The sequence below is a fragment of the Streptomyces sp. NPDC111507 genome (assembly GCF_055638955.1).
Genome location: NZ_JBVKBU010000002.1, coordinates 863,299 through 879,253 on the forward strand (window position 1 = coordinate 863,299; position 15,955 = coordinate 879,253).

The following is a 15,955-nucleotide window of genomic DNA, read 5'->3' on the forward strand; positions in this document are numbered from 1 at the left end:
CCGCCGTACCCGGGCCTCGGGTCACTTGTTCTTCATGCGCAGCCGGATCGGCACCACCGCCGACTCCAGCTGCGTCTTCAGCGTCATCTTCGAGACTCCCTCGGTCCGCTCCTCGAAGCGGATCGGGATCTCGACGGCGCTGTGCCCCGCCCGTACGGCCTTGTACTTCAGCTCGACCTGGAAGCTGTAACCGGCGCTGTCCAGCGTGGCCAGGTCGATGTCACGCAGGGCCTGGGCCGACCACAGGTTGAACCCGGCCGTGATGTCCCGGATCCGGGTGCCGAGCACGGTACGGGCGTACCGGTTGGCGAAGCGGGAGAGCAGGACGCGGTGCGCGCCCCAGTCCTCGTCCAGCGAGCCGCCCTCGACGTACCGGCTGCCGATGACCAGCCCCACCCCGTTGGCCAGGGCCGTGCCGAGCATCCGGGGCACGGCCTCGACGGGGTGGCTGCCGTCGGCGTCCATCTGGACGACGTATTCGGCGCCCTCGTCGAGCGCGAGGCTCATCCCGGCCGCGTAGGCGCGGCCGAGTCCGTCCTTCTCGGTGCGGTGCAGCACGCTCATCCGGCGCCGCCCCTTGGTGTTGTACTTCTCCGCCAGCTCGTCGGCGATCCTGCCGGTGCCGTCCGGGCTGGAGTCGTCCACGATCTTCAAGTGAAGCCCGTCGAGCGGCAGTTGAAGCACCGCTTCGGCCATTCTCGGCAGGTTGGCCGCCTCGTTGTAGGTCGGCATCACCACGGTCACCGCGGTGTCCGCCCCCATGTCGTGCGTCAAGCCCTTCTCCCCTCCCCGCCGGGCGCTGGACGTCCCAGCGCCCGGAATTCCCAGCCCGCCGCGGTCCAACGGTCCGCGTCGAGCACTCCTCTGCCGTCCACGATCCGCGGACGGGACACCAGGGCGGCCAGCGGCCCCGGATCCAGCTCCCGGAACTGCGGCCACTCCGTCAGATGCAGCACGAGGTCCGCCCCGCCGAGTGCCTCCTCGGCCGAGACGGCAAAACCGAGCAGCGGATACGCCTTGCGGGCATTGTCCATCGCCTCGGGGTCGTAGACCGTGACGTCGGCGCCGTCGAGCCGCAGCCGGGCGGCCACGTTCAGCGCGGGCGAGTCGCGGATGTCGTCCGAGTCCGGCTTGAACGCGGCACCCAGGACAGCGATCCGGGCCCCGAGGACCCCTCCCCCGCACAGTTCCCTGGCGAGCGCGACCACCTTGTCGCGGCGGCGCATGTTGATGGCGTCGACCTCGCGCAGGAACCCGAGCGGGACGCCGAGCTCGTCGGCGCGGTGTGCGAAGGCGCGGATGTCCTTGGGCAGACAGCCGCCGCCGAACCCGACACCCGCGCGCAGGAACTTCGCGCCGATCCGGTCGTCGTGACCGATGGCCTCGGCCAGGACGGACACGTCGCCGCCCGCCGCCTCGCACACCTCCGCCATCGCGTTGATGAACGAGATCTTCGTGGCGAGGAAGGCGTTGGCGGCCGTCTTGACCAGCTCGGCGGTCGGGAAGTCCGCGCTGACCAGCGGCGTCCCGGCAGCCAGGACCGGGGCGTACACCTCCCGCAGGATCGCCTCGGCACGTGCGGAGCCGACGCCGAACACCAGCCGGTCGGGCCGCAGGGTGTCCTCGACGGCGAAGCCCTCGCGCAGGAACTCGGGGTTCCAGGCGACCTCCACGTCATGGGTGTCCGCGAGCCGCCGGGCCGTTCCCACCGGCACCGTCGACTTCCCGACGAGCAGCGCGTCCTGCGCCGCGTGCGCGGCGATCGCCGCGAACGCCGCGTCGACGTACCGCAGGTCGGCGCCGTCGCAGTCGGTCCGCTGCGGGGTCCCGACGCACACGAAGTGCACCTGCCCGAACGCCGCCGCCTCCTCGTAGGAGGTGGTGAACCGCAGCCGTCCCGAGGCGAGATGCCCCCGGACGAGTTCACCGAGCCCGGGCTCGTGGAAGGGCACCCGCCCGGCGGCCAGCGCGGCCACCTTGTCGGGGTCGACATCGACCCCGAGCACCTCGTGCCCGAGCTCCGCCATACAGGCGGCGTGGGTGGCACCGAGATAGCCGGTGCCGATGACTGTGAGCCGCATACGGGCGGTCTCCTCAACCTTCGTGCCAGGGGCCCATGAGGGCGACCGCTACTTGCGCTCCAGTACCTGCACGAGGACGTGGTTCAGCCGCACCGTGCGCGTCGCCTTGAAGTCCTCGTCGATCGCCGCAGTCTTCTTCTCGTCCGCGCCGGTCAGCGGCGGCCGGCCGTCGGCGATCGTCGACACCAGCCAGAGCCGGTCGACGCCCTTGAGGCAGCGGATCGGCTGCCCGCACTCGGTGGCGCCGTACGATCCGTTCTGCTGCGGGGTCCACTCCATGAGCACGTCCTTGGGGGCCTTGCGGTCCCGTAGCTCGTACGCCATGGCACGGCGCTCGGACAGCCCGCCGTTGAAGATCACGCCATCGCCGGGCTTCTCCCCGGTAGCGATCACATTCGCCGCCGCCGCGTAGTCCGGCTCCGTGGGCAGGTCCTTCTTGGCGTCGCCGATCGCGGGCCACGCCACGAAGGCGTATCCGACGGCGACGGCCGTCACCAATACCCCGCCGACCGCCTTCGCCACGGCGCCGGGCCGGGCCCCGGGCTCGAGCCGCCCCGTGAGCCGGGTGACCGCGGCGGCCAGCAGCAGTGTCCACGCCGGGATGGTGAACAGGAGGTATCGCGGCAGGAAGAGATGGAGCTGGTCGGACGTCAGGAAAGTGAGCACCGGCGGCAGCACGGCCCACGCCCCGAGCAGCAGCGCGTAGCGGCGAGCCGCCAGCAGCCCCAGCACGCCGAGCCCCATCACGACGCCGCCGGTGATCCACGACCCGAACAGCTCCTTCGGGAAGTCGACCAGGTCCTGGGTCGTGGTGGTGTTCCAGGCGATCTGCCCGCTCTGCCCCGACCCCTTGGCCACCATCGGGAGCGTGATCGACAGACCGAGCAGCGCCGCGCCCGCGAAGGCGTAGTGCGCGATCCTGTCGCCGCGCCGCTTCGCCAGTACGACCAGGCCCAGATGTCCGGCGAGCACCGACATCGCGACCAGGTGGCCGAATCCGGTGGCCGCGATCGCCAGCGCGTACAGCGTCCAGTCGCGCAGGCTCGGCTTCTCCAGGGCCCGCAGCAGGAAGAGCGTCGCGAGCAGCGCGAAGAGGGTCGCGAAGGCGTAGGGCCGTGCCTCCTGCCCGTAGCGCGTGATCGCCGGCACCACCGCGAAGAGCAGTCCGGCCAGCAGTCCGGTCCGCACGGCGAACATCCGCCGCCCCAGGAGTCCGACCAGACCGGCTGAGATCCCCATGGCCAGCGCCCCCGGCAGCCGCAGCGCGGCCGGCGAGTCACCGGCCACCGCGATCCACAGGTGCATGCCCGCGTAGTACGGCGTGAAGACGATGTCGATGTGGTCGATCAGCTGCCCGAGGTAGTGCCACGACAGCGTGGACGCCCACCAGGTGGCGTGCTCGTCACGCCACATCTGCCGCCCGCCGAGTCCCGGCAGCACACAGGCCAGCGCGACCAGCACGGGCAGCGCGAAGACGAGCAGCGCGGAGCCCTTGCCGCCGCGGTCCGCCCGGCGTCTGGCCGCGCGCCCCTCCGTCTCCCCGTGCTGTTCGGTCTGCCCGGGCTGCTCGGGATCCGTCTGCGGAGTCTGCGCGTAGGCCGTCATCGCTTCACCCAGATCCGGTACGGCGCCTGTCCGCCGTCCTTGTCGGCGGACCGCACCACGGCCAGCAGCCGGTACGTCCTGGACCCGCGCAGTTCCGCGGGTACGGAGGCGGTACGCAGCACGACCGCGTCGTACGAGCCCTTCTTCACGGCGGACGCCAGCGCGCTGCCGCGTGCGGCCTGGTGCCACTGGCCCGGATCGGTCCGCGCGCGCAGGTAGTACGCGGAGATCTCGGGGTCGTCGCTGAGGTAGCTGCCCTTGGCGCCCTTCTCGGTCACGACCCCGCGCAGCGCGGCGATCATGCCGGCCGAGTCCGGCGGCCGGTACAGGTCCTGGGTCTGCGCCATGCCCACGACCAGCGCGGCGACGTAGATCATGATGCCGATCTGCGGGTAGCGGAAATGCGCGCCCATCATCCGGGAGATGCCCAGGCCCGCCATCGGCACGGCGAAGAGCAGCCCGAAGCCGACGTGGATGTGCAGTGAGCTGCCGTTGCCCAGGTATGCCTGGTAGAGCGGGGCGAGGAGCGCGGTGGCGCACAGGGTCAGGCCCAGCGAGGCCCTTCTGAGCGCACCCGGCGCGGAGCCCTCGGCCCAGGGCATCTCGCCCATCCGGGCCCGGCGGACGAAACCGACGGCGCCGATCACGGCCACGAGCAGGACGATGCCGCCCCACTGCGCGCTCTCCTTCAGCAGGCTCAGCGCGCTGTCGGTGCCGTGCGCGTTCCAGCCGCTCGGCGTGCCGTTCAGCCGGACGCCCACGAAGCACAGGGCTCCGGTCGCGGCCGCGAAGAGCGCGCCCCGCACGAAGGCGCCGACCCCCCGGAAGCGGTAGGCGGTCAGTACGGCGAGCACGGTCAGCGACGGCAGGTACAGCGCCGCCGCGTAGGCGGCGAACGGCGCGAGCGCGGCGAAGGGCGCCGCCACCAGGACGGCCGCGGGGGTCGACTGCCGGGTCCTGGCCAGCAGCCACAGGGCCGCGGCGAGCAGGAACAGCGACAGGGAGTGCGCGGAGGCGTAGCGGCCGGTGAAGGCGGTCGACTCCAGTACGGAGTACATCGCGGCGGCCGCGAGACCGGCCCGCGCGTTGAACAGCAGCCGGGTCGCGCCGAACAGCAGGGCCGTCGCACCCAGCGCCCAGGCCAGGCTCAGCGTCCGGGCACCGGCCAGATCGGCACCGTAGACCAGCTCCGAGAGCGTTCCGTCGGAGGTGAGGAACTTCGCCTCCTGCGGGAAGGCGCTGCCGTCCAGCCGGTAGGACAGACCGGCCTGCACCAGCAGGATCAGCACCAGCACACCGCGGCTGATCCACGCCGAACGGCTGTTGTCGACCGACCAGGCGGAGACGGGGACCTCGGGGAGCACATAGCCCGGTTCGGGCTCGGGTTCGGGCTCGGGGTCCAGGACGGTGTAGTGCGGCACGTAGTAGTCGGCGTCGGCTTCGGGCTCGTCGCCGGGTGCCCGCGGGGCGCTGTACGGGGGGTACTGCTGCTGCCAGGCGCCCGGCGTCGGCTGCTGATACTGCAGAAACGATTCTTGATTGGGCGGGGCGTACGGGGCCCCTGAGCCCTGAGAAGCCCCCGGAACCTGTGGAGCCCGCGGGGCCTGCTGGGACTGCTGGGCCTGTTGCTGCCAGTACTGCTGCTCATTGCTCATGACCGCGGCACCTCGAATCCGAAGGCGTCGTCGGCGATCAGGCGCTTGAACTCGGCCAGGGCGAGCGGGCTGCTCTGGATGCGCCAGTCGGCCCGCTTGGGGATGTTGAACCAGAGGAAGCCGATGACGTCGTCGTTCGCCTCGACCCCGCCCAGCAGCCCGCGCACATCGGCACGCCGCCGCTCCCCGGGCTCCGCCGAGGTCTCACTGATCAGCACCGGCTTGTCGGTGAACGCGGCCACCTGCCGCCGGGTGGGTCCGTACAGGGTGTCGAAGGTGTGGGCGCCGGTCTGCGCCCAGTACCCGACGATCCCGACCCAGTCGACATACGCGTCACCGGGCCAGTACGGCTCCAGCTTCACCGACGGGACGGGGTTGACCACGTTGGGGCTCCACACCCAGATCACGTTGGTGGCGCCCTCCTCCTGGAAGAGGTCGTGGATGTGCCGCCATGCCTTCACGAAGGTCGCGGCCGTCGTGTCCTTGGTCCCCCACGGGTACCAGTGGCCGTTCATCTCATGCCCGAAGCTGATCGCGACGGGTACCGCCGTCTTGCGGACGCTCGCCGCGAACTTCTTGATGTACGCGTCCTGCGAGCCGTCCGCGATCTCGCCGAGGCCGGGCTTGAACGGCTCCCACGAGACGTACAGCAGCCCTCCGTCGTCGAAGACGTTCTTCGCGCCCTCGGCGTTGAATCCGTTGCCCCACGAGGAGTACGACCCGACCATGTTCGGCTTCTTGCCGACCGTCTTCGCGAAGGCGTCCACGGGCTTCATCGAGCTGGGCGCGCCGTCCACGGCGACCCCGAAGTACTTCTTCTCGGGGCGCAGCAACTTCTTCACGTCGTACGGCCGCTGCTGCGCCGCCTGTCCGGAGGAGTCCCCGGCGGCCGGGTCCCGCGCGGCCTCGGCGGCCGGGTCGTCAGCGCCCCCGAACACACCACAGCCGGATGCCCCCGCCAGGGACATGAGCACCACGGCCAGCGGGAGCAAGGTCTTGCGGATCATGCGGTGTCACCCACGGTCTCAAGCTCCTGGGGCCGTACCTCGGCGTGGTGTTCCTTGGGCTGGATCAGCGCGCGGGCGACCACCAGCGCATAGAACAGTCCGGAGGACAGGACGAGGGCGAAGTCCGGCGGATAGCCGGTGAACAGCCGGTACACGGCGGCGCCGACCCAGACCACGGCCGTCCCGCCGCTCCAGATCCACATCCCCAGCCAGAACCGCCGGGTCTTGTTCTTCTTCGCGCCCTTGGACCCGGTCGGCTGCCAGCCCATGCGCTGCTTGCGCAGGATGTCCCAGATGGCGAAGACATGCGCCCAGCCGTACATCATCCGTGCCGACCAGGCCTCCAGGCGGTAGGGCGCCTTGTGCCACATCGGGAAGATCATGGCTGTGTAGACGATGCTCGGCAGCACCCACACCAGGTGCTTGACCTGGAGCATCTCCGGGCTGGTCAGCAGCAGGACGACCGGTACCAGCGGGGCCACGAAGGTGAACAGCGCGGTGTGGATGTAGTAGAAGAACCCGGACATGTAGCAGAGCCGGCTGGAGAAGCTGATCGGCGCGTCCCAGAACTTCTTGCTGCCCAGCAGCGACATCGACCCCGAGCACCAGCGGTACTGCTGGTTGAAGAAGGCCCCGGCCGTGTCCGGGCACACCCCGGTCGACAGGGCGACCGGCACGTACTTCAGGTCCCAGCCGAGCCCGCGCAGGTCGAAGCCGGTGTGCACGTCCTCGGAGTGCTCGATGAGCGTCGTACCGCCGTTGGTGTCGAGGGCGGCGCGCCGGTAGATGGCACAGGAGCCCACGCAGATCGCACCGTCACTGCCCTGCCGCGAGACCTGCACCGAGCGGTAGAAGAGCTCCTGGACGGCCCCGGCCCCGCGCTCGATCCAGTTCTGCGAGTCCAGGACCCGGAAGTACTGCGGCGACTGGACGATCCCGATGCGCTCGTCGGCCTCCATGTACGGCAGCAGCTCCTCCAGGAGGTCGGAGCGCGGCGTGAAGTCGGCGTCGAGGATGAGGATGTACTTGCCGTCCGACTGTCCGAAGCCGTAGTGCAGGTTGCCGGCCTTCTTGAACCAGCCGCGGTTCTCCCGGGTGCCGTAGCGGAACCCGAAGTCGCGGGCCATCGCCGCCAGTTCGGGGCTCGCGCCGTCGTCGAGCACGAAGGGCACGCACCGTCCGGGATACCGGTCGGCCAACTGCCGCACATGCGTCCAGGTGTTGTGCAGTACCTCGATCGGCTCGCCGCACACCGGCAGGAACACGTCGACGGCCGGATAGACCGCCGGCCGCCAGCCGCGCACCAGCTCCTGGTGGTAGGCGAAGTCGAAGTCCCTGGTGAAACCGTTCACCTTCAGCGACACCAGGTAATAGACCACCGTGAAGGCGAGTGGTGGGCCGAAGATCCACATCAGGGGGCTGGCCTGGGCGAGCGCTACCTGGCTGACGGTCAGACAGCCGAAGCTGACGACCGACGCCAGAGTCAGCACCCACAGGCGCCGCTTCACGTACGAGTACTTCTCCGCATGGGAGGGCGGCGCGGGCAGCAGCCCGAGCGGCGCCTCAACGGCGCCACGGCGTCCTCCGTGCCGTCCGGTCCGTCGCCCCCCAGCGCCGGCCCCTCCGGACATGCGGGCAGAGTCAAGTGATGACATTCCTACCCTCCGGGCCGACGGCCCGCGTTATCCCCACCCCGAAAAGCCCCGCATCGAACACGGGGCCGAGATACGCAAGGCTATCTGAGCGGTAAGAATGATGTAAGACTCAACAAGTGACTTACGCCGGGTAAGTGCCGACATGGGAGCTATCTGCGCGTAATTTGCATGTTGCTAACAGGTTTCACACCCTGCCGCCCCCGGCAGGGTCCGCCGGTTCCGCGCCTCCTTGTTGCGCGCGGCGAGCAGGTCGTCCGCGGGGTAGCCGACTTCCTCCAGGGTCAGCCCGTGCGGCCGTACGACATGGACGGCCGAGTCCCGTACGCCGGCCGCGAGCACCTTCCCGGGCCAGTCGGGCCCGCGGTGTCCGTCCCCCACGAACAGCAGCGCGCCGATGAGCGAGCGCACCATGTTGTGGCAGAAGGCGTCCGCGCGGACGGTGGCGGTGATGATCCCGTCGTCCCCGCGCGCCAGGCTCAGCTCCTGGAGCGTACGAATGGTCGTGGCGCCCTCGCGCTTCTTGCAGTAGGCGGCGAAGTCGTGCTCGCCCACGAGCCGCTCGGCCGCCTCGTTCATGGCGTCGACGTCCAACGGCCAGTCGTGCCACAGGACGTGCCCCCGCAGCAGGGGGTCCACTCCCCCGGCGTTGTCGGTGACGCGGTAGGCGTACCGCCGCCAGATCGCGGAGAAGCGGGCGTTGAACCCGCTGGGGGCCTCCCTCAGGGACCACACCCGCACGTCCTTGGACAGCCGCCCGGCCAGCCGCTTGAGCAGCTTCGCCTCGTGCTCCGCCCACAGCTCGACGGGCAGATCCACGTGCGCCACCTGGCCGCGCGCGTGCACACCGGCGTCGGTGCGCCCGGCGACGGTCAGCTCGTACGTGGTGTCCCTGGACCGCGTGACGGTCCTGAGGGCGTCCTCGATCTCCCCCTGCACGGTCCGGCGCCCCGAGGCCTGCTTGGCCCACCCGGAGAACTCGGTCCCGTCGTACGACAGGTCCAAACGCACCCGTACGAACCCGGGCTGTACTTCGTCACTCACACCTAGATCCTCTCAAGGCCGGCATCGGTGCCGGAAACGCGAAAGCGGGCCCGCCCCCGAAGGGACGGACCCGCTCACAGCCAGGCAGTGTCTCAGGCGTCCTTCGACTCCTCGGCGGGAGCCTCGGCGGCGTCCTCGACCTTGGCCGGTGCCTCGGTCTTGACCTCGGCGTCCTTGGCGGCACGCTTGGTCGCCGCCTCGGCCTCACCGGTGGCCTGCTGGGCCACGGTCAGGGCCTCCACCAGCTCGATGACGGCCATGGGCGCGTTGTCGCCACGGCGGTTACCGATCTTGGTGATACGGGTGTAGCCACCCGGGCGGTTCTCGTAGCGCGGGCCGATCTCGGTGAAGAGCGTGTGCACGATGCTCTTGTCCGTGATCACCGAGAGCACCTGGCGGCGGTTGTGAAGGTCACCCTTCTTCGCCTTGGTGACCAGACGCTCCGCGTACGGGCGCAGGCGACGGGCCTTCGCCTCGGTGGTGGTGATGCGGCCGTGCTCGAAGAGCGACTTCGCGAGGTTCGCGAGGAGCAGCTTCTCGTGCGCGGCGCTTCCGCCCAGACGGGCACCCTTGGCGGGCTTCGGCATGCTGTTTCTCCTAGGTGTCTGCCCCGGCCGTATCAGGTACCGGGGTCAGTGTCCGAGCGGGCGATTACCCGTCGGAGATCCGGCCAAGCCCCGAAGGGGCGAGTCCGGAAGGGGCGCGGGGAACTGCGCGACAAGCCACAGCGCGCCCGCACCCTAAAACCGGCAGCCGGTCCCGAGCTCTTAGTACTGCTCGGTCTCGACGAACCCGGCGTCCGCGTCGTCGTCCGCGCCAAACGCGTCCGCGGCGGCGGTCGGGTCGAATCCGGGCGGGCTGTCCTTGAGGGCCAGGCCCATGCCGGCCAGCTTCGCCTTGACCTCGTCGATGGACTTCGCACCGAAGTTGCGGATGTCCAGGAGGTCGGCCTCGGAGCGGGCGACGAGCTCACCCACGGAGTGGATGCCCTCACGCTTGAGGCAGTTGTACGAACGAACGGTGAGCTCGAGCTCCTCGATCGGCAGCGCGAGGTCCGCGGCAAGGGCGGCGTCCGTGGGGGACGGGCCCATGTCGATGCCCTCGGCGTCGATGTTGAGCTCACGAGCCAGACCGAACAGCTCGACCAGGGTCTTACCGGCCGACGCCATGGCGTCACGGGGACGCATGGCCTGCTTGGTCTCGACGTCGACGATCAGCTTGTCGAAGTCGGTGCGCTGCTCGACACGGGTCGCCTCGACCTTGTACGTGACCTTCAGCACCGGCGAGTAGATCGAGTCGACCGGGATGCGCCCGATCTCCTGACCGACCTGCTTGTTCTGAACGGCGGAGACGTAGCCGCGACCGCGCTCGACGGTCAGCTCCATCTCCAGCTTGCCCTTGCCGTTGAGCGTGGCGAGGACGAGGTCGGGGTTGTGCACCTCGACACCGGCCGGGGGCGCGATGTCGGCGGCGGTGACCAGACCCGGGCCCTGCTTGCGCAGGTACATCACGACCGGCTCGTCGTGCTCCGAGGAGACGACCAGCTGCTTGATGTTGAGGATCAGGTCGGTGACGTCCTCCTTGACGCCCGGCACGGTGGTGAACTCGTGCAGAACGCCGTCGATGCGGATGGACGTGACCGCCGCACCCGGGATCGAGGACAGGAGGGTCCGGCGCAGGGAGTTGCCGAGGGTGTAGCCGAAGCCCGGCTCCAGCGGCTCGATCACGAACCGGGAGCGGAATTCGTCGACGACCTCTTCGGTCAACGAGGGACGCTGAGCAATCAGCATGTTGCGATCCTTCAGTCATGGGCGCCCGCTATTTGACGCCCTGCTGCTACTGCAAGGGTACGGGCGGCACGCCTCCGAAGAGGCGTACCGCCCGCAACCTCAAGACAACCGAGCCTCAGACGCGGCGGCGCTTGGGCGGACGGCAGCCGTTGTGCGGGGTGGGGGTGACGTCCTGGATGGAGCCGACCTCGAGGCCAGTGGCCTGGAGGGAGCGGATCGCGGTCTCGCGACCGGAGCCCGGGCCCTTCACGAAGACGTCAACCTTGCGCATGCCGTGCTCCTGCGCGCGACGGGCGGCCGACTCGGCGGCCATCTGCGCGGCGAAGGGGGTGGACTTGCGCGAGCCCTTGAAGCCGACGTGGCCGGCGGAGGCCCAGGAGATCACGTTGCCCGAGGGGTCCGTGATCGAGACGATGGTGTTGTTGAACGTGCTCTTGATGTGAGCGTGCCCGTGAGCGACGTTCTTCTTTTCCTTGCGGCGCACCTTCTTGGCAGCGCCCTGACGACCCTTGGGGGGCATCTATTACTCCTACGGGAGGTGGTCGGTCCTACAGCGAAGACCGCTGATAAGCGTCCGCTGAGGACTACTTCTTGCCCGGCTTCTTCTTACCGGCGATGGCGCGACGCGGGCCCTTGCGGGTACGAGCGTTCGTGCTGGTGCGCTGACCGTGGACGGGCAGGCCACGACGGTGGCGCAGACCCTGGTAGCAGCCGATCTCGACCTTGCGGCGGATGTCGGCCTGAATCTCGCGACGGAGGTCACCCTCGGTCTTGATGTTGGCGTCCACGTACTCGCGGATCTTGACCAGCTCTTCTTCGGAGAGGTCACGAACGCGGGTGTTCGGGTTCACGCCGGTCTCGGCCAGCGTCTGCTGGGAAAGGGTCCGGCCGATGCCGAACACGTAGGTCAGGGCGACCTCCACACGCTTTTCGCGCGGGATGTCAACACCGGAAACGCGTGCCATTCAATGGCTCCAGTTGTCGTTCGGAGGTCTTCCGCAGAACCGGATCCCGCCCGCCGTCCTCTTCTTTTGTCGAAGATTCGGTACGAACCGGGTCCCCGGCCTCCGACCGGGGGTGTCAGGTCTGAGGAGACTCAGTCCTGGATTCTGCGTATGAACATGTACTGCTTGCGTCGCGCGAAGTATCTGCGGATGCAGAAGGTGCGGTCGTGCGTCAGCCCTGGCGCTGCTTGTGGCGCGGGTTTTCGCAGATGACCATGACCCGACCGTGACGGCGGATCACCCTGCACTTGTCGCAGATCTTCTTGACGCTCGGCTTGACCTTCATTGGGTGAGGTTCTCCGGGTCAGTGCCACCCCCCGCGTCCCGGAACCGGGAACACGGAGTAAGGGCAAGATCTACTTGTACCGGTAGACGATGCGGCCACGCGTCAGGTCGTACGGAGACAACTCCACCACGACCCGGTCGTCAGGGAGGATGCGGATGTAGTGCATACGCATCTTGCCGCTGATGTGTGCCAGGACCTGGTGGCCGTTCTGGAGCTCGACCTTGAACATGGCGTTCGGAAGAGACTCGACGACAGTGCCCTCGATCTCGATGGCACCTTGCTTCTTGGCCACGCTTCGCCCTTCGAATCGACTACCTTGATCGACTTCGCACGAGCGCATGCAGACATGCGGGTGCACGAGAGCCGACGAGTCAGTCTACGTCAGGCCTCTCGGAAAGACGAATCGAGAAAGAATGCCCCACTACGGAGATCGTTAAGCAACGGGGGTCGCCATCACGTGGCCGCGGACCCTCCGGGGCGGCTCCACGGAGACGTACGGCGATCACGCCGCCACCCGCCGTATCCGCCCGGTACCCCTGGCGCGGGTGCCGCGATCCCCCACGCTCCGCCGACCCGACCTCGTCCGTGACGGTCAGGCCAACGGGTCCGTCACCGTCAGGCCGGCGGGGCGGGCGCGATCGGACCACCGGGTCCAGCGCCGTCAGCCCGTCGGGTCCGGCGCCGTCAGGCCAGCGGGTCCGGCGCCGCCGTGATCCCGTACTCCGCCAGTTTCGCCCTGCCGCCGTCCGGGGCCGTGAGGACCAGCGGGCCCTGCTCCGTCAGCGCCACCGAGTGCTCCCAGTGCGAGGACCAGGTGCCGTCCGTCGTGATGACGGTCCAGTCGTCCTCCAGCACCTCGGTCCGCGGGGTGCCCAAGGACACCATCGGCTCGATGGCCAGGCAGAAGCCGGGGACCAGCTTCGGACCCTTGCCGCGCCGCTTCTCGACGTAGTTCAGCAGGTGCGGGTCCATGTGCATCTCGGTGCCGATGCCGTGGCCGCCGTAGTCCTCGATGATTCCGTACTTGCCGCCGCCGGGCTTCGGCTGACGGCGGATGTACGTCTCGATCGCACGCGAGACGTCGATGAGCCGGTTGCCCTGCTTCATCGCCGCGATGCCCGCCCACATCGACTCCTCGGTCACCCGGGAGAGCTCGAGCAACTCCGGTGCGTGACCGGAGCCCACGAACGCGGTGTACGCCGCGTCCCCGTGCCAGCCGTCCACGATCGCGCCGCAGTCGATCGAGATGATGTCGCCGTCCTTCAGGACCACCTTGTCCGACGGGATGCCGTGGACGACGACCTCGTTGGCCGAGGTGCAGATGGTCGCGGGGAAACCGCCGTACCCGAGGAAGTTCGACTTCGCCCCGTGCTCGGCCAGCACCTTGCGCGCGACCTCGTCCAGGTCCTTCGTCGTGGCACCCGGCACGGCCGCCTCACGTGTGGCCGCGTGAATGGCCGCGACGACCAACCCCGCCGCACGCATCTTGGCGATCTGCTCAGGGGTCTTGATCTGCACCATGGCGGCCCGCGCTCTCCGTCTTCTCCGTCATTCCGACGACGTACCCAACCAGGTCGTGCACCACTACGGACACGACCACCTGCACAACACTACGGCCGCGGCACCCCCGGAGGGCACCGCGGCCGATGGCAGCGTGACGACTACTTGTCGCCGACCTTGCTCGTGAGCGCCTCCATGGCGCGCCCCGTGACCTCTTCCACCTTGCCGAGCGCCGAGATCGTCACGACCAGGCCCTGAGCGGCGTAGTAGTCGATGATCGGCTCGGTCTGCGTGTGGTAGACCTCGAGACGCGTACGGACGGTCTCCTCGGAGTCGTCGTCCCGCTGGTACAGCTCGCCGGCGCAGACGTCACAGACGCCTTCCTTCTTCGGCTGCTTGTACGTCACGTGGAAGACGTGCGAAGAGTCGTTGCGGCAGATGCGGCGGCCCGCGATGCGCTTGACCACCTCGTCCTCGGGGACCTCCAGGTCCAGCACCGCGTCCAGCTTCATGCCCTCGGCCTTGAGCATCTCGTCGAGCGCCTCGGCCTGCGAGACGTTACGAGGGAAGCCGTCCAGCAGGAAGCCGTTGGCCGCGTCGGGCTGCTCCATGCGGTCCTTGGCCATCCCGATGGTGACCTCGTCCGGCACCAGCTTGCCCGCGTCCATGTACGCCTTGGCCTGCTTGCCCAGCTCCGTGCCCTGACTGATGTTGGCGCGGAAGAGGTCGCCCGTGGAGATGTGCGGAATCCCCAGGTTCTTGGCAAGGAACGCAGCCTGCGTTCCCTTACCGGCACCGGGCGGCCCGACGAGGACGATTCGCATCAGCGGAGGAACCCTTCGTAATTGCGCTGCTGAAGCTGGCTCTCGATCTGCTTCACCGTCTCAAGACCGACACCCACGATGATCAGGATGCTGGTACCACCGAACGGGAAGTTGCCGGTTGCCCCGAAACCCACCAACGCCATTGTCGGTACGAGAGCGATCAGACCCAGATACAGCGACCCCGGCCAGGTGATCCGGTTGAGTACGTAGCTCAGGTACTCAGCGGTCGGCCGGCCAGCCCGGATGCCCGGGATGAAGCCACCATACTTCTTCATGTTGTCCGCGACTTCCTCGGGGTTGAACGAGATCGCCACGTAGAAGAACGCGAAGAAAACGATCAGGAGGAAGTAAGAGACCAGGTAGATGGGGTGATCGCCCTTGGTCAGGTTCTGTGTTACCCAGGTCTTCCACCCGGAGTTGCCGTTCGAGAACTGGGCGACCAGCGCCGGGATGTAGAGCAGCGACGACGCGAAGATGACGGGAATCACACCCGCCTGATTGACCTTCAGCGGGATGTAAGTGGACGTACCACCGTACGACCGGCGCCCGATCATGCGCTTCGCGTACTGGACCGGGATCCGTCGCTGGGCCTGCTCGACGAAGACGACCAGCGCGACCATGACCAGTCCGACCGCGATCACGGTGCCGAACTCGATCCAGCCGCCGGCCAGCGTGCCCTGCGTCTTGATCGCCCACAGGGCGGACGGGAAGGTCGCGGCGATCGAGATGAACATGAGGATCGACATGCCGTTGCCGATGCCGCGGTCGGTGATGAGCTCGCCCAGCCACATGACGACGCCCGTACCGGCGGTCATGGTGACGACCATCACGACGGTCTGGAAGATCGACTGGTCAGGAACGATCTGGTTGGCCACCTGGCAGCCACTGAACAGGGCGCCGCTGCGGGCGGTCGCGACAAGGCCGGTGCCCTGCAGGATCGCCAGCGCCACCGTCAGGTAACGGGTGTATTGCGTGATCTTCGCGGTGCCGGCCGAACCCTCCTTCTTGAGGGCTTCGAGGCGCGGGATCACCACCGTCAGCAGCTGCAGAATGATGCTCGCCGTGATGTACGGCATGATGCCGAGCGCGAAGATCGTGATCTGCAGCAGTGCGCCACCACTGAACATGTTGACCAGCCCGAACAGGCCCTGGTTGCCCTTGGCCACGTCGATACAGGTCTGGACGTTCTTGTAGTCGACACCTGGGATCGGAACGTGGGTACCGACCCGGTAGACCACGATGATGCCGAGCGTGAAGAGCAGCTTCTTGCGCAGGTCGGGCGTCTTGAACGCCCGGGCGAACGCGGTGAGCACGGTGCCTCCTGCGACCCCCGCGCAAGTGCGTCAGAGGTGACGGTCTTGAGGTTCGACGGATACGTAACGGATAAACAGCCAAGAGCCGCTCAGAGTTCCGTGTGGGCACAGCGAGCGAAAATTAGCAGTGCAGGCCACCATACCGGCGAGACTGCCCCCCTAGGAACGACCAACCGGGGATACCCCTTTTGTAG

Annotated in this window: 16 protein-coding genes; all 16 read right to left on the reverse strand. The window is 68.4% G+C overall.

Annotated elements, in window-relative coordinates; translation table 11 throughout:
• Positions 1 to 21: 21 nt before the first annotated feature.
• The 16 genes from ACZ7M2_RS11380 to secY all read right to left on the reverse strand — a co-directional run bounded on the left by ACZ7M2_RS11380 (position 22) and on the right by secY (position 15,761).
• The gene (locus ACZ7M2_RS11380; protein ID WP_101400129.1) at positions 22 to 762 is read right to left on the reverse strand and encodes a polyprenol monophosphomannose synthase; all 741 of its coding nucleotides are present in this window, start codon (positions 760 to 762) and stop codon (positions 22 to 24) included.
• A gap of 8 nt (positions 763 to 770) precedes the next feature.
• Positions 771 to 2,081 (reverse strand): UDP-glucose dehydrogenase family protein, encoded by a 1,311-nt coding sequence (locus tag ACZ7M2_RS11385; RefSeq protein WP_471595039.1) that lies wholly within the window; start codon positions 2,079 to 2,081, stop codon positions 771 to 773.
• A 48-nt stretch (positions 2,082 to 2,129) separates the two neighbouring features.
• The gene (locus ACZ7M2_RS11390; protein WP_471595040.1) at positions 2,130 to 3,686 is read right to left on the reverse strand and encodes a glycosyltransferase family 39 protein; all 1,557 of its coding nucleotides are present in this window, start codon (positions 3,684 to 3,686) and stop codon (positions 2,130 to 2,132) included.
• Positions 3,683 to 5,341 carry a hypothetical protein gene (locus tag ACZ7M2_RS11395; protein WP_471595041.1) on the reverse strand — a complete coding sequence of 553 codons (1,659 nt, stop codon included), beginning with the start codon at positions 5,339 to 5,341 and terminating at the stop codon, positions 3,683 to 3,685. Before ACZ7M2_RS11395 ends, ACZ7M2_RS11390 begins: the two co-directional genes overlap by 4 nt.
• Positions 5,338 to 6,348: a glycoside hydrolase family 26 protein gene (locus ACZ7M2_RS11400; protein ID WP_471595042.1), complete on the reverse strand. Its 1,011-nt coding sequence runs from the start codon at positions 6,346 to 6,348 to the stop codon at positions 5,338 to 5,340. The genes ACZ7M2_RS11395 and ACZ7M2_RS11400 overlap by 4 nt, the downstream gene beginning before the upstream one ends.
• Positions 6,345 to 7,979 carry a glycosyltransferase family 2 protein gene (locus tag ACZ7M2_RS11405; protein WP_471595043.1) on the reverse strand — a complete coding sequence of 545 codons (1,635 nt, stop codon included), beginning with the start codon at positions 7,977 to 7,979 and terminating at the stop codon, positions 6,345 to 6,347. Before ACZ7M2_RS11405 ends, ACZ7M2_RS11400 begins: the two co-directional genes overlap by 4 nt.
• 198 nt (positions 7,980 to 8,177) lie before the next feature.
• Complete coding sequence (gene truA / locus ACZ7M2_RS11410) at positions 8,178 to 9,044, reverse strand: tRNA pseudouridine(38-40) synthase TruA (RefSeq protein ID WP_471595044.1); 867 nt, start codon at positions 9,042 to 9,044, stop codon at positions 8,178 to 8,180.
• 92 nt (positions 9,045 to 9,136) lie between these two features.
• Positions 9,137 to 9,631: a 50S ribosomal protein L17 gene (gene rplQ, locus ACZ7M2_RS11415; protein ID WP_471595045.1), complete on the reverse strand. Its 495-nt coding sequence runs from the start codon at positions 9,629 to 9,631 to the stop codon at positions 9,137 to 9,139.
• Between the two features lie 180 nt (positions 9,632 to 9,811).
• The gene (locus tag ACZ7M2_RS11420; RefSeq protein WP_003966937.1) at positions 9,812 to 10,834 is read right to left on the reverse strand and encodes a DNA-directed RNA polymerase subunit alpha; all 1,023 of its coding nucleotides are present in this window, start codon (positions 10,832 to 10,834) and stop codon (positions 9,812 to 9,814) included.
• 115 nt (positions 10,835 to 10,949) lie between these two features.
• On the reverse strand, positions 10,950 to 11,354 hold the full coding sequence (rpsK, locus tag ACZ7M2_RS11425; RefSeq protein ID WP_003956432.1) for a 30S ribosomal protein S11: 405 nt from the start codon (positions 11,352 to 11,354) through the stop codon (positions 10,950 to 10,952).
• Positions 11,355 to 11,418: 64 nt separating this feature from the next.
• Positions 11,419 to 11,799 carry a 30S ribosomal protein S13 gene (gene rpsM / locus ACZ7M2_RS11430; RefSeq protein WP_060901485.1) on the reverse strand — a complete coding sequence of 127 codons (381 nt, stop codon included), beginning with the start codon at positions 11,797 to 11,799 and terminating at the stop codon, positions 11,419 to 11,421.
• 211 nt (positions 11,800 to 12,010) lie between these two features.
• On the reverse strand, positions 12,011 to 12,124 hold the full coding sequence (gene rpmJ, locus ACZ7M2_RS11435) for a 50S ribosomal protein L36 (protein WP_003998809.1): 114 nt from the start codon (positions 12,122 to 12,124) through the stop codon (positions 12,011 to 12,013).
• Between the two features lie 70 nt (positions 12,125 to 12,194).
• The gene (infA, locus tag ACZ7M2_RS11440; RefSeq protein WP_003948620.1) at positions 12,195 to 12,416 is read right to left on the reverse strand and encodes a translation initiation factor IF-1; all 222 of its coding nucleotides are present in this window, start codon (positions 12,414 to 12,416) and stop codon (positions 12,195 to 12,197) included.
• A 392-nt stretch (positions 12,417 to 12,808) separates the two neighbouring features.
• Positions 12,809 to 13,645, reverse strand: coding sequence for a type I methionyl aminopeptidase (gene map / locus ACZ7M2_RS11445; RefSeq protein WP_352046438.1), 837 nt, complete (start codon positions 13,643 to 13,645; stop codon positions 12,809 to 12,811).
• A gap of 140 nt (positions 13,646 to 13,785) precedes the next feature.
• The gene (locus ACZ7M2_RS11450; RefSeq protein WP_471595046.1) at positions 13,786 to 14,448 is read right to left on the reverse strand and encodes an adenylate kinase; all 663 of its coding nucleotides are present in this window, start codon (positions 14,446 to 14,448) and stop codon (positions 13,786 to 13,788) included.
• Positions 14,448 to 15,761 (reverse strand): preprotein translocase subunit SecY, encoded by a 1,314-nt coding sequence (secY, locus tag ACZ7M2_RS11455; protein ID WP_060901488.1) that lies wholly within the window; start codon positions 15,759 to 15,761, stop codon positions 14,448 to 14,450. The genes ACZ7M2_RS11450 and secY overlap by 1 nt, the downstream gene beginning before the upstream one ends.
• Positions 15,762 to 15,955: the final 194 nt, after the last annotated feature.